Here is a 13,202-nt window from a genome sequence, read left to right on the forward strand (position 1 = left end):
GTAATATGGCATGGGAGCATCTCCATGACAAAGTAAAACACCATTTAGAAAGCATTTATGCTGATGTAGCGCTAGACGTCTCTTACGAGACGCTAGCCACTGAACTAATGAATACAATAGGCATTCAGCAGCAAACCGACATTGCGTCACCTAAGTCACATCACAATTATTGGGATGAAGATGACATCATCATGATTACCTATGGTGATAGCGTTATTGACGACGACGAGCGCCCGCTGGTTACATTGAACAAGTTTCTTCATCGCTACTGTAAGAATACGGTGAACAATGTGCATATCTTGCCATTTTTTCCGTACAGTTCAGACGATGGATTCTCGGTTATCGATTATTCCACTGTGAACGAATCTTTAGGCTCGTGGGACGATATTGAAGCCATAGCCGCTGATTACGGACTAATGACAGATTTAGTAATAAATCACTGCTCTGCAAGAAGTGCGTGGTTCGATAACTTTGTGAAAGGCGAAGGTCCGGGATCTGACTTTTTCTTTACAGCCGACCCAAGCGATGACTTATCTATGGTGACGCGCCCTCGTGTGTCGCCACTACTTCGCGAAACAGAAACTGCAAACGGTACTAAACACGTTTGGTGTACCTTTAGTCACGACCAAGTCGATTTTGACTTTAGAAACCCGAAAGTACTGCTGGCCTTTATTGATATTATTAAGCTTTACATCGACAAAGGCGCTAAGATTTTCCGTTTGGATGCCGTTGCATTTCTTTGGAAAATTGTAGGTACAAATTGTATCAACTTATTCCAAACCCATGAGGTTATTCGCTTGATAAGAACCCTTATTGAGCATGTGGACCCATCCATCATAATCATTACCGAGACCAATATTCCTAACAGGGAAAATTTGACGTATTTTGGTAATGCAAACGAAGCTCACGCTATTTACAACTTTTCACTACCGCCTTTGCTTGTAAACACCTTGGTGACTGGTGATTGCTCGTACTTGAAAAGTTGGATGATGAGTATGCCGCCGGCGCAAAACGGCACAGCCTATTTCAACTTTATTGCATCCCACGATGGTATTGGACTTCGCCCAGCAGAAGGCTTACTTTCTGAAGAGGAAATATCTGACTTAGTGCATGCCATGCAGCATTTTGGTGGAAAAGTATCGTGGCGCGCATCTGAGCACGGACAGCAAAAGCCTTATGAGATCAATATTACGCTATTTGACGCTCTTCAAGGCACTATCAAAGGTCCGGACAAATATCAGGTTGACCGCTTTATCTGCGCCCATGCCATTATGTTAGGTATGGAAGGTATTCCCGGTATTTACATCCACAGTTTACTCGGTACATCTAACGATTATGAAAAAGTTGCTAATACCGGCCAAAATCGCTCTATAAATAGAAAACGCTGGGACTTTAGCGAGCTTGAGGCGCTGTTAGACTCGCCTTTCTCTCAACATCATAAAGTACTAACGCGGATCTCGCAGCTTATACGCATACGTAAAGCACAGCCTGCATTCCACCCCAACGCCACGCAGTTTACACTACAACTAAATAATCAACTGTTTGGCTATTGGCGTCAAAGCTTGGACAGAAAACAAAGTATTTTCTGTATTAGTAATATTTCAGATGAAGAACAAACTATTCTGCTGTCGGACATTAACCTTATTGGTACCGATAACTGGATTGACCTTATCACCCGTGATGAAATAGCACTATCCAGCGGTTTCTTACAAATGAAGCCTTATCAAGTACTTTGGATCAGCAACCAAGATTTTGAGTAAATAGTTTACAAAATATAGGTGGCTAATAAATCTACCGCGGTACGGATACTGCGGTGTTATGATTATCGCATTTGTTAGTTAATCAAGTTTGTAATGCAAGAAATTAATACCTTTCTTTTCGACTTAGACGGCACGCTGGTCGATTCTGTGCCAGATTTGGCTACAGCCCTTAATAAGATGCTAAGTGATTATCGACTACCAACTTATGACGAGCACGTTATACGACACTGGGTGGGAAATGGCGCCCGGGTTTTAGTGGAACGCGGGTTAAGTGGGGATACGAAAATAAACCACAACCGTAAGCAATTAGAGGTTGATACTGCGTTAGATAAATTTCTTTTCTATTATCGAACGTTAGAAACTAAAAGTACTGTGCTTTACGATGGTGTTTTTGACACACTACATGCGTTAAAACAGCGTGGTTATACGCTAGTATTGATAACTAACAAGCCTTCAGAGTTTATTGAGCCTATTTTGTCTTCATTCTCGTTGTCGTCTCTGTTTTCACTTACTATCGGCGGTGACAGTTTAGCGGAGAAAAAGCCGTCTGCCCTGCCCCTTTTATACGCCTGCGAACAGTTTACGATTTCACCTTCACAGTGTGTAATGATAGGCGATTCCAAAAATGATATTCTTGCTGCAAAGGCAGCCAACATAAAAAGTATTGGCCTTACCTATGGGTACAATTACGGCGAAAGTATTGCGACCTATCAGCCTGACTGGGTGTTCGACAATTTTAATGACATACTAACGACGCTTAGCTAACTTGTTTATTTAAATAAACTAATTGATTTTTAACAGAAGACTGATGATACTCTCCGAGCTATTGAGAAAGGGACTTCCGTAGACAGTTAGGATGAAACCAACACTGTTTCATCAAACTCATTTGCGTTCTGGTTATCAATGTATAACTTCCCTTTCTTGCAGCCTCAATGCTTGTGCATTTTGAAAATCATCAGAATAATAAAAGTTAATTGAAAAGGAATAATTATGTTTAAAAAGGCACTTTTAGCTGCAGCGTTAGTATCTGTTTCTATGTCCGCATCAGCGAACTGGGTTTTGGGAGTGAGTTATAGCAATTTGTCAGACAGCGACGGTGATATTGATATTAGCCTTGGTGGTATCGTAGCGTCAGCAGGTTACAAATACGCGGTTAACCAAACGTTTTCACTCGTTCCTGAGCTAAGATACGGCATTGGCGTTAGCGACGACGAGATCTTTGGTGTAGATCTGGAATTAGATTCGTTTTACGCACTTTCACTTAGAGGTGAGTTTGACGTAACTGAAAATGTTTACGCTTATATCGCTCCTTCTTACGGTAAACTTGAAGTAACAGCCAGCGCGGGGGGATTTTCTGAATCTGACACATCAGATTGGGAATTTGGGATTGGTGGCGGCTTAGGCTATAAGTTTAATCCAACCACATCAGCTGAGGTTTCTTACGAGTCATTTGATGGTACAGACGTACTTAGCATCGGCGCCAAATTCGCATTCTAATTCTCTAATCGGTGAGTGGTGGAGTAAATAGATTCTTCGTCACTCACGGATAACGACGTAAATCAGCTTTCAACATTCTTCTTCGCATCCTCCATTTCATTTTTGCCAACATTCTCTTATTTCACGCTTTAACCTTTGGTATAAGGGTGTTTTTTCTGTAATATCCGCCTGTTAAATAATTAATTGGAGTTGTTGGTATGTCATCTAAATGGCTTTCACTTGAAGAAGCCCTTACTAAAGCGCTTAACGCAGCAAAAGCGATAAGCGACATTGAACATGTGAGTATTTTTGACGCCAACAACCGCATCTTAGCAGAAGATGTTATTGCTCATATCGATGTTCCACCTTGGGACAACTCGGCGATGGACGGCTACGCCGTTAACGTTGAGGACCTTTCTAATAGCGCTGAGCTTGAAGTACAAGGTGTTATTACCGCAGGTATGAGCGCTGACGAGCCGCTTGTAAATGGCAAAGCGTTTAAAATAATGACTGGCGCACCTATTCCGGATAATGCCAATGCCGTCGTAATGGTAGAAAATACTGAAACTCGCGACGAGACTGTAGTCATAAACAAACTTCCTAGTGCGAAAGAGAATATTCGCAAAAAAGCCAATGATATTGCCTGTGGCGATACGCTAATCAGCGAGGGCACCCGCCTTCACGCCGAGCACCTTATGTTGCTTTCCTCTCAAGGAAAAAGCACCGTAGCCGTTTACCGAAAGCTTCGCGTTGGGGTGGTAGCAACCGGTTCGGAACTTGCCGCCCCTGGTGACGCCCTTAAACCAACGCAAATTTTCGAGTCGAACCGCGTTGGCGTGAGCAGTATATTACGCAATGAAAACGTAGAACTTGTAGATTTCGGAATTGTGGAAGATGACGAAGCTTCCTTGCGTACGCTATTTATTGAAGCCAGCGGGCGTGTTGACGTGATGGTAAGTAGCGGTGGTGTTTCAGTTGGTGACGCAGACTACGTAAAAGATATCATCGCTGAACTAGGCACTATCGATTTTTGGAAAGTCGCGGTTAAACCGGGCAAACCTTTCGCTTTAGGAAAAATTAATAACACCTTGTTTTGTGGTTTACCGGGCAACCCCGTATCTTCATTTGTCACTGCCAAGTTACTGGTTGTGCCCGTTATCAAGAAAATGCAAGGCCAAGCACAAAGCCACGAGCCGTTTTTTGTGAACGCGACTATTACCACATCGCTTAAGCGCCGTGCGGGTCGACGAGATTTCCAGCGTGCAACTATGGTGAGAAACAACCAAGGAGAATGGGAAGTCACACCGTTTAAATCACAAAGCTCTGGTGTGATGACGTCAATCACCTCTGCCAACTGCCTTATGGTAGTGCATGAGGATATCAGCGAGCTGAAACCTGGTGACACGATTCCCGTTATGCCACTGCATTTTTAAAACGGCTGTTGTTTAAACGCTTTACGTTAAATCACTTTTTTCGCGATTCGGTTTTACTTCTGTATTTACCAAGAAACATTTATCAAAACACTACGCGAAACAATTAGCCATTATCCTCGTCGCTCTTGGCGACTTATATAGAGACACATTACCGTGAATAAGAAACGCTTTCTTGTAGAAGGAAGAGATATTTTAAAGCTTGCGTGGCCATTGCTAGTTGCGCAAATTACACAGATGCTAATGGGCGTAAGCGATACCATTATGGCGGGGCGTTATAGCGCTACCGACATGGCAGCAGTGGCCCTTGGGTTTAGCATAACCGTACCACTTCTGTGTTTTATACAAGGTATAGCCCTTGCGCTTCCCCCTATTATTTCGCGGTTACAGGGTAACAAAAGTATTAGCAGCATTGCTGATGCCAGCCAGCAAGCAGGCTACCTGATCTTCTTTGTAGGACTGGTAATAGCAGGGTTAATTCCCTTCACTGAAAATATGGTAGCGCTTTTTCCAATGGCGCCTGAACTGCACAGCATAACCGTAGACTATGTGCTTTACGTGCTATTTGCCATGCCGGGTTTTGCTTTGTACCAATGGCTTAGAAACTATTGTGAAGGCTTAGGTAAAACCAAGCCTACGATGATCATTACCGTAATTGGCTTGATGGCTAACATTGTTGGAAACTACCTATTTATTTACGGTGTTGGCCCACTGCCTGCCATGGGCGGCGCTGGTTGTGGTATTGCTACTGGCATCGTTATTTACACTATGTTGATTGCAACCTTCATCTATGTGCGCTTCGCCCCTGCTCTGCAAAAATACAATTTGTTTAGTCAGCTGTACAAGCCAAACATGTTAACCATAAGCCGAACTTTTAAAATGGGCTTGCCTATTGCCATGACGATTTTGTTCGAAGTAACGCTGTTCTCAGTAGTTGCATTGTTATTAGCACCATTTGGTGCCACCACGGTAGCTGCCCACCAAGTAGCCCTGAATTTCTCGGCGCTTATGTTTATGTTTCCTATGAGTATTGGGATGGCTGCCGCTATCCGCATTGGGTATCGCATTGGGCAAAGAAATCAGCGTCAGGCTAAAATAGCAGCCCGTACTGCTATTCTTATCGGCTTTTTCACCTCAGCATGTACGGCGAGCTTCACTCTGCTGGCTAAAGGTTTCATTATTGGGCTATATACCAGCGACGATGCTGTTTACACGTTAGCTAACGCGCTACTCATATATGCTGCACTGTTTCAGCTATCAGACGCCGTTCAGGTTATCTCTGCCAATGCATTACGCGGATACAAAGACACTACAGCGATGTTTATCATTACCTTTGTGTCGTACTGGTTAATAGGTCTTCCTACGGGTGTAGTGTTGGGAAGAACAGACTGGATAACGGCTGAGCCGATGGCTGCAGCAGGGTTCTGGATTGGATTTATCGTAGGCTTAAGTGCGGCAGCAGTAATGCTAGGAGCGCGGCTTCTTTATATTCAAAGACCGAGTGCTGCACACCGTATAGCGAATGCGTAAGTGCGTTAAACAATTTAAAAGCCGGTTTTAACCGGCTATTGAGTTAATTTGGAGCTACTATTTTGGGATAGTAGCTTTTTTTTCAATTCATACAGTTAAAAAATAAAGAATAAATTTCTAATGCAAGTTGAATTCCACTGTTAACACAACTGAAAAAGTGTACGATTAGTTAGTATTTTCAATGAGTTATTTAAAACTCGCCAAAACCTCCTATTGCATGACCAATGAGCGCACTATTGACCGAAATTTTTCAGGTAATAATAAACCCAAACCATCAACCCCAGCTATGAGACTTGGATTAATCAGGAAGCTTTACATCGCAGAAGATTTATTGTCATTTAGCCTCGATAAAGTTCGCATTAATAAGGTTTATCGTAACAAAATTGAACACCTGCCTAGCTTCGCGAGTAACCAATTTTAGTGTCAGGTTATTTTGCAAATGTCAAACACCAAAATAACTTACACTCGATAACCTTTTGTATTTTTTTACAAATAAAATAATGGGTGTATTTTTTGCTTAGTTTAAGGCGCAGTATTTAATTTTAACTCAATTAAGTACCTCCCTCCTCAGAGGACCGGGATTAAAAGGAAAACTCTAATGAAAAACAAATTTTTAAAAGGCCTATTGGCTAGTTTCGCTTTGGCTGTAAGTGGGTTTGCTCAAGCAGGATTAATAACATTTACACCATCAGGAACATCAACAGTGTCTCAAGATACCGATTTGTATTGGGATATGCTTTCAGATGCGACCTCAACATCATCCTTAGGTGCAGTGGGTGAATTTTTTCTTACGGATCATGGCGATTTCCATTTTAGTGCTTCTGATGGTGATATGGTTAATATTGGTACAGGAACTGGAGGCTATTTATTTTTATTCGGAGAAATGATAGGAGCAAGCAGTAACTGGAGTAATACTGACTTTTTTGTTGGAACAACAGATTATTCAGGAATAATGAGTTTCGGTGACTCTGGCATATTCGGTTTATCATTTCAGTTAGCTGGTCAAACACATTATGGTTGGGTAAATATTTCTGAAAACGATAATGGAACACAAAGCATTCTTGGGTGGGGGTATGAATCAGTTGCGGGAAGAGCTATTGCAGCAGGCGTTACTCAAGTACCAGAACCATCAACCGTAGCTGTTTTTGCATTAAGTTTAATGGGTTTAGCTTCTAGGAAATTCAAAAAGAAAGTTTAATCTAAGAGCTTTAGAACAATAAAAAAACTGATCAAATTGGTCAGTTTTTTTATTTTTGGTAATTAAGAACAAGATATTTCCCGCTAATACCCATCCCCAACCATTCAATATGAGCCAGTAACTATTTGAAAAAATGACTAATCGTATATTTTGGGGGTGTTATGATATTTTTCTTTGGCTCAATTATTATTGAAAAATAAAGAAAAAATGTTCTAAAAGTAAAAGCCGCTTTGTTATTTTAACTAAACGGCTCCAAGTTGACTCAATAGCCCGGTTTTTAACTATATTTGTTTAAATTTTTCCAATCTTGGGGCGTGTCTATATCATATTGTGCATTTGGTATAGACACCGCTGTTACTGCATCTAACTTCAAATACTTTTTAATAACTGATTTAGCGCCTACGTCGCCCTTAAGTGCTAATAGTTCGCGAAACACGGTTTCAGGAAAAATTGCGGGTACCGTTAAGCGTGACTGCGTTTCACCATCTGCGCGCCATTCACTGCACACAATATTACATGGCTTAGCTTTAGAGGCGTTAATAAGACGGGTAAGATCGTCTGCATTGAGGCTAGGCAAATCGCCCAATGTAAATAATATGTGAGTTGCCCTCGGAATTTCAGAGGCCTCGGTCACCGATGATGACGTATTTAAAACATGTTTGAGGCCAGTACGAATACTGGATGCAATGCCCTCTTCCCATGAAGGATTGTAAATTATACTAACGGGAAATTGAGGAGCATGAAGAGACAGGTGTGTTTTTACGCTGTCGTGCCATTTTCCTGTAACCACAGTAATTGGCGGTTCGCCGACTAACGCTATTTCATCGCGTGCGCTTATTACCTCGCTAAGGCAGTGCTGAATAAGAGGGCACTTTGAATTTGGGTGAGCTGATAAAAGCTTGTTGCCGCAATAGCGTAAGCTTTGCCCACCTGCCAGCATCACAAACGCTACCTTATGGTCTTTCGAATTCAATTTAACATCCGTTAATTTTTAGGCAGCTAAACGCAAAGGCTTAGCGGCTTCTGCTAAGCCCTCTAATTGCAGCGGTTAACCCTTCAAGAGTCAGCCCATACATTCTGTCTTCCATTATTTCGCGAATAATTTTTATAGACGAATAATACGGCCAATAATTTTCAGGCTGAGGGTTAAGCCACACCGCGTTATTAAAGTGGTTTAACAAACGCTGCATCCATACACTACCAGGCTCTTCATTCCAATGCTCTACACTGCCCCCTGGGTAGGTAATTTCATACGGCCCCATGGTAGCGTCACCTACAAAGATAACCTTATAGTCTTTGCCGTAGCGATGAATGATATCCCAGATTGGAATACGCTCTTTATTGCGGCGAAGATTATCTTTCCACACTTCTTCATACACGCAATTATGAAAGTAAAAGTACTCAAGGTACTTAAACTCGGTCTGCACTGCTGAAAAAAGCTCTTGGGTGCTTTTTACGTGAGGGTCCATAGAGCCCCCCACATCAAAGAACATCAACACTTTTACCGCATTATGACGCTCTGGCGCCATATGAATATCAAGCAAGCCACCTTTTTTTGCGGTTTCGCCTATCGTCGTAGGCACATCTAGGTGCTCGCTGGCACCCGTGCGAGCAAACTTGCGCAGCTTTCTTAGCGCCACTTTAATGTTACGCGTACCCAGCTCAACATCTGAACTTAAGTTTTTGAACTCGCGCTTATCCCACACTTTAGCCGCCGAGAACTTTCTATTCCCTTTTTGCCCTATTCGCACGCCTTCTGGGTTGTCGCCATAGGCACCAAATGGCGAGGTACCACCCGTGCCAACCCATTTGTTTCCGCCTTGGTGACGCTTTTCTTGTTCTTCTAACCGCTTCTTTAAGGTTTCCATCAGTTCGTCGAGGCCGCCTGTCTTACGCAGCGCCTCGCGCTCTTCCGGGCTTAAGTTTTTCTCGATTTCCTTACGAAGCCATTCTTCAGGAATGTCTTTACCGAACAAGTCGATAGACTCTACGCCTTCGAAATACTCAGCAAACGCCCTATCGAACTTATCGTATTGGGTTTCGTCTTTCACCATAATGGTACGCGACAAACTGTAGAACGCTTCGATATCGGCATACACCACGTGCTTTTCAAGCGCACTAAGCAAATCCAGCAACTCGCGCAACGTGGTTTTGACCTGATATTTTCGCAGCGTATAAAAAAACTGAATAAGCATTAGCGACGCGCCATAAAGACCAGTTTTTCAAACAAATGTATGTCTTGCTCATTTTTAAGCAATGCGCCGTATAATGGCGGTATTGCTGCTTTACCGTCTTTTGAATGCAGCGCCTCAGGTGGAATATCTTCAGCAACTAAAAGCTTAAGCCAGTCGATAAGTTCAGAGGTAGAAGGCTTTTTCTTAAGCCCTGGAACATCGCGAATTTCAAAGAAAGCTTTCAATGCTTCATCAAGCAACTTTTTCTTTAAATCTGGGAAATGTACGTTAACGATTTCTTGCATTTCCTCTGGATTCGGGAACTGAATGTAGTGGAAGAAACAGCGGCGCAAGAAAGCATCAGGTAGCTCTTTTTCATTGTTCGATGTAATAATAACAATAGGACGCTGCTTCGCGAATACACGTTCTTGTGTTTCGTATACAAAGAACTCCATTTTATCGAGCTCTAGCAACAGGTCATTAGGAAACTCAATGTCTGCTTTGTCGATTTCGTCAATCAGCAGCACTGGGCGCTTTTCAGCGCTAAACGCTTCCCACAACTTACCTTTCACGATGTAGTTGCTAATATCGTGAACGCGATCATCGCCTAGTTGAGAGTCGCGTAGACGTGACACCGCGTCGTATTCGTACAAACCTTGCTGTGCTTTGGTGGTTGATTTAATGTGCCACTGAATTAATTCGGTGCCTAAACTCTCGGCCAACTCTTCAGCTAGCATAGTTTTGCCAGTGCCTGGCTCGCCCTTAATTAGAAGCGGACGCTCTAGCGTAATAGCAGCGTTAACCGCCAGCTGTAAGTCTTTAGTTGCGATATAATTAGACGTGCCACTAAAAGCCATTATTGTTGTACTCCGTATAATTTTTCGTCTTTGCAATTTTAACTATAATATCAAGGCCTTCTCATGATTGCCCATAGATATAACATATAGCTAAAAAGCACTTTGCATTTTACTGATTGGGACCAATGATATAGGGGTATGACGAAATCCCCTAATTCAGGCTGTGAATTATTAACTATCACATTCGTTGAATTATTAACTACTAAAAAGGTCGTACAGATCACGACAGACGGGGTTTCCTATAAAATAAGGAACGAGGTAAGGATTTATAATGAACGTATTTGACGACAATTCCCTATCTATTGGCCGCACGCCACTAGTTAAGCTAAATCGCGTAACATCAGGTAATGTATACGCAAAAATTGAATCGCGTAACCCAAGCTTCAGCGTTAAGTGCCGCATTGGCGCTAACATGATTTGGGATGCTGAAAAGCGCGGTGTCCTTACCGAAGGTAAAGAAATTGTAGAGCCTACCAGTGGTAACACAGGTATCGCTTTGGCATTTGTTGCGGCTTCTCGCGGTTACAAGCTTACGCTAACCATGCCCAGCAGCATGAGTCTTGAGCGTCGTAAGCTTCTAAAAGCATTGGGCGCAAACCTTGTTCTTACTGAAGCGCCTAAGGGCATGAAAGGTGCCGTTGCCGCTGCGCAAGAAATTGTGGCATCAGACCCAGACAAGTACGTACTACTTCAACAATTTGATAACCCGGCTAACCCAGCTATTCACGAAAAAACGACGGGCCCTGAAATTTGGGAAGATACCGACGGTAAAGTTGACGCGTTTGTAGCAGGTGTAGGTACGGGCGGTACTATTACGGGTGTAAGTCGCTACCTTAAGAACACAAAAGGTAAAGCAATTACTTCTATTGCCGTTGAGCCAACAGACTCACCAGTAATTACTCAAGCGCTTGCAGGCGAAGAACTTACCCCTGGACCACACAAAATTCAAGGTATTGGCGCAGGTTTCATTCCAGGTAACCTGGACTTAGACCTAATCGATGAAGTTGAACAAGTTACCAACGACGAATGTATGGACATGGCGCGCAAGCTAATGACCGACGAAGGTATTCTTGCGGGTATTTCTTCTGGTGCTGCCGTTGTTGCCGCTAAGCGTTTTGCTGAACGCCCAGAAAATAAAGATAAAGTAGTTGTAGTGCTTCTAGCAAGTGGTACAGAACGTTACTTAAGCAGCCCACTATTTGCTGGTGCGTTCGACGAGCAAGAAGAAGTGCAATAACTGCCTTTCAATTTCAATAATGCTAAAACGAGGCCCGGTGCCTCGTTTTTTTATGCTTCAAATAAAACCTTGTTTTAACAACAATTTGTAAAACCCTATCGTCACTTTGCTTTTATACAGTTTTTTGTGAATAATCCGCTTAGCAAACTTCTTGGCAGTCGTTACATTGACTTAGCTAAGATATGAAACTATCAATAAGAAACGGACCTCTTTATATTAAGGTAACCCAAATGAAAACGCGTATGTGGTACGCCCTATTAGGGCTTTTTACAGTTTTGATTTTATCGGCTTGTGGTGAGAAAAAAGAAGGAATTGGGCGGTATGGCATGCTTGACGAAAGCACACCTGAATACACCACAGTTATGTTCCTAAAAAGTGTTTACGAAGACGATAATCTTGACACAGCAATACGCCTATCCAGTGAAAAAATGTCGCGCATACTAACGCGATACCACACCAATAGTAACGTTCAACGACATTTGCTTAATTTAAAGTACGACACTGTAACCGTAACCCCGCAAAGTGCAGGTAAGATTGGTAGAAACGAATTTTCAGAGAAATCCACTATTACCGTATTTTTGAGCGGAAACTATAATGGCGACAAAGTAGAAGACCTTCGAAGCCTAGATTTGATAAAAGAAGATGGCGAATGGAAGGTAAACAAAATACACCCTGACGCCTATTTATAACAAATAAAGTAAATACTGTGCTTATATACAGCGCCCACTATTTTTACGATAAGTAAAAATAAAAAGGATGTTTTCCGGCTTTTAAGCTCAGATACATTTATTTTTAGTTTAATGTGTTGGTTTAGGGTGATAACTTAAAGCAACACAAAACTGATATACGGATATTTTCCACTTTGCATAAAGGATTTTTTCCGGACACTAAATTGTTAGCTACTTAGAGCTTAATTTTATCACCGAGGTAGTAATGAAACATTCTATGGACAGACTTCGTGAGCCCTTTAACGAAACAACAAGGAAATCTCAGCGTAATTTACTAATTTCTTCCATTTTGGGCATAATTGCTTCTAGGGTTGGCCTTATTCCAACCAAAATAACTGCTTTTGGCGTTGATTTTTCGTTGTCAAATATTGAATCTTTGATAGCGTTATTATCAGCTATAATTTTATATTTTTTGTTCGCCTTTATCGTTTATTCAGCATCAGAATATCAAGCCTTACATGTATTATCTGCTGCTCAAAATATAGAAAGGCTAGATTCTATAGCAAATAACAAAGTTGAGTATAATGACGAATTGCTTGAACTGAAAAACGAATTAAATGAAAAATTTCGCAAATCATACCAAGCTACAATACCGGTATATGCATCTCGCCTAATCTTAGAATTAATTGCCCCAGTTATTGTTGCCTTATTTAGTCTTTTTTCTTTGTATAGCTTTGATGTTAAAGCTCTTTTTTTGTAACGTAGCTAACAAACAACTATTGACGCTCACTGCGTTCGCTGGGACACAAATACATGGGCTCCCTTCGCTTCGCTCGTTATTACAGCCCATGTATTTGTGCCCCAAAGTTGGG

The 13,202-nt window shown here is 42.0% G+C and carries 12 protein-coding genes; 9 read left to right on the forward strand and 3 right to left on the reverse strand.

Annotated elements, in window-relative coordinates; all coding sequences use genetic code 11:
- The first annotated feature begins 5 nt into the window (after nt 1–5).
- From ACYTPF_RS16600 to ACYTPF_RS16625, 6 genes are all read left to right on the forward strand, one after another.
- A complete protein-coding gene (locus ACYTPF_RS16600; RefSeq protein WP_461852987.1) occupies nt 6–1,760 on the forward strand; it encodes a sugar phosphorylase in 1,755 nt (584 codons plus the stop codon).
- A 93-nt stretch (nt 1,761–1,853) separates the two neighbouring features.
- The gene (locus ACYTPF_RS16605) at nt 1,854–2,525 is read left to right on the forward strand and encodes a phosphoglycolate phosphatase (RefSeq protein WP_461852988.1); all 672 of its coding nucleotides are present in this window, start codon (nt 1,854–1,856) and stop codon (nt 2,523–2,525) included.
- Between the two features lie 225 nt (nt 2,526–2,750).
- Nucleotides 2,751–3,257, forward strand: a complete 507-nt coding sequence (locus tag ACYTPF_RS16610) for an outer membrane beta-barrel protein (protein WP_179983581.1) — start codon at nt 2,751–2,753, stop codon at nt 3,255–3,257.
- 197 nt (nt 3,258–3,454) lie between these two features.
- A complete protein-coding gene (gene moeA / locus ACYTPF_RS16615) occupies nt 3,455–4,669 on the forward strand; it encodes a molybdopterin molybdotransferase MoeA (RefSeq protein ID WP_461852989.1) in 1,215 nt (404 codons plus the stop codon).
- 153 nt (nt 4,670–4,822) lie between these two features.
- On the forward strand, nt 4,823–6,196 hold the full coding sequence (locus ACYTPF_RS16620; protein WP_461852990.1) for an MATE family efflux transporter: 1,374 nt from the start codon (nt 4,823–4,825) through the stop codon (nt 6,194–6,196).
- A gap of 598 nt (nt 6,197–6,794) precedes the next feature.
- The gene (locus tag ACYTPF_RS16625; protein ID WP_461852991.1) at nt 6,795–7,394 is read left to right on the forward strand and encodes a PEP-CTERM sorting domain-containing protein; all 600 of its coding nucleotides are present in this window, start codon (nt 6,795–6,797) and stop codon (nt 7,392–7,394) included.
- Nucleotides 7,395–7,671: 277 nt separating this feature from the next.
- Here the strand turns inward: ACYTPF_RS16625 and ACYTPF_RS16630 are convergent, their stop codons facing one another.
- Genes ACYTPF_RS16630 through ACYTPF_RS16640 form a run of 3 tightly spaced genes read right to left on the reverse strand, consistent with a single transcriptional unit; the run spans nt 7,672 to nt 10,425 of the window.
- Complete coding sequence (locus ACYTPF_RS16630; protein ID WP_461852992.1) at nt 7,672–8,367, reverse strand: nucleotidyltransferase family protein; 696 nt, start codon at nt 8,365–8,367, stop codon at nt 7,672–7,674.
- Nucleotides 8,368–8,407: 40 nt separating this feature from the next.
- Nucleotides 8,408–9,589, reverse strand: coding sequence for a vWA domain-containing protein (locus ACYTPF_RS16635; protein WP_461852993.1), 1,182 nt, complete (start codon nt 9,587–9,589; stop codon nt 8,408–8,410).
- Nucleotides 9,589–10,425, reverse strand: a complete 837-nt coding sequence (locus ACYTPF_RS16640; RefSeq protein ID WP_461852994.1) for an AAA family ATPase — start codon at nt 10,423–10,425, stop codon at nt 9,589–9,591. The genes ACYTPF_RS16635 and ACYTPF_RS16640 overlap by 1 nt, the downstream gene beginning before the upstream one ends.
- 271 nt (nt 10,426–10,696) lie before the next feature.
- On the opposite strand from ACYTPF_RS16640, the gene cysK reads away from it, so the two are divergent.
- The 3 genes from cysK (at nt 10,697) to ACYTPF_RS16655 (ending at nt 13,090) form a co-directional block, all read left to right on the forward strand.
- Nucleotides 10,697–11,662 (forward strand): cysteine synthase A, encoded by a 966-nt coding sequence (cysK, locus tag ACYTPF_RS16645; protein ID WP_334060357.1) that lies wholly within the window; start codon nt 10,697–10,699, stop codon nt 11,660–11,662.
- 230 nt (nt 11,663–11,892) lie between these two features.
- On the forward strand, nt 11,893–12,351 hold the full coding sequence (locus tag ACYTPF_RS16650) for a nuclear transport factor 2 family protein (RefSeq protein ID WP_118494447.1): 459 nt from the start codon (nt 11,893–11,895) through the stop codon (nt 12,349–12,351).
- Between the two features lie 244 nt (nt 12,352–12,595).
- The gene (locus ACYTPF_RS16655; RefSeq protein ID WP_461852995.1) at nt 12,596–13,090 is read left to right on the forward strand and encodes a hypothetical protein; all 495 of its coding nucleotides are present in this window, start codon (nt 12,596–12,598) and stop codon (nt 13,088–13,090) included.
- Nucleotides 13,091–13,202 lie beyond the last annotated feature (112 nt).

Source organism: Alteromonas sp. HB246098, from assembly GCF_054890645.1.

What these genes read in the sequence shown, in the direction of transcription:
- ACYTPF_RS16605 (WP_461852988.1), top strand. Translation starts at nt 1,854, where the DNA reads ATGCAAGAAATTAATACCTTTCTTTTCGACTTAGACGGCACGCTGGTC.
- moeA (WP_461852989.1), top strand. Translation starts at nt 3,455, where the DNA reads ATGTCATCTAAATGGCTTTCACTTGAAGAAGCCCTTACTAAAGCGCTT.
- cysK (WP_334060357.1), top strand. Translation starts at nt 10,697, where the DNA reads ATGAACGTATTTGACGACAATTCCCTATCTATTGGCCGCACGCCACTA.
- ACYTPF_RS16655 (WP_461852995.1), top strand. Translation starts at nt 12,596, where the DNA reads ATGAAACATTCTATGGACAGACTTCGTGAGCCCTTTAACGAAACAACA.
- ACYTPF_RS16650 (WP_118494447.1), top strand. Translation starts at nt 11,893, where the DNA reads ATGAAAACGCGTATGTGGTACGCCCTATTAGGGCTTTTTACAGTTTTG.
- ACYTPF_RS16600 (WP_461852987.1), top strand. Translation starts at nt 6, where the DNA reads ATGGCATGGGAGCATCTCCATGACAAAGTAAAACACCATTTAGAAAGC.
- ACYTPF_RS16610 (WP_179983581.1), top strand. Translation starts at nt 2,751, where the DNA reads ATGTTTAAAAAGGCACTTTTAGCTGCAGCGTTAGTATCTGTTTCTATG.
- ACYTPF_RS16640 (WP_461852994.1), bottom strand. Translation starts at nt 10,425, where the DNA reads ATGGCTTTTAGTGGCACGTCTAATTATATCGCAACTAAAGACTTACAG.
- ACYTPF_RS16635 (WP_461852993.1), bottom strand. Translation starts at nt 9,589, where the DNA reads ATGCTTATTCAGTTTTTTTATACGCTGCGAAAATATCAGGTCAAAACC.
- ACYTPF_RS16625 (WP_461852991.1), top strand. Translation starts at nt 6,795, where the DNA reads ATGAAAAACAAATTTTTAAAAGGCCTATTGGCTAGTTTCGCTTTGGCT.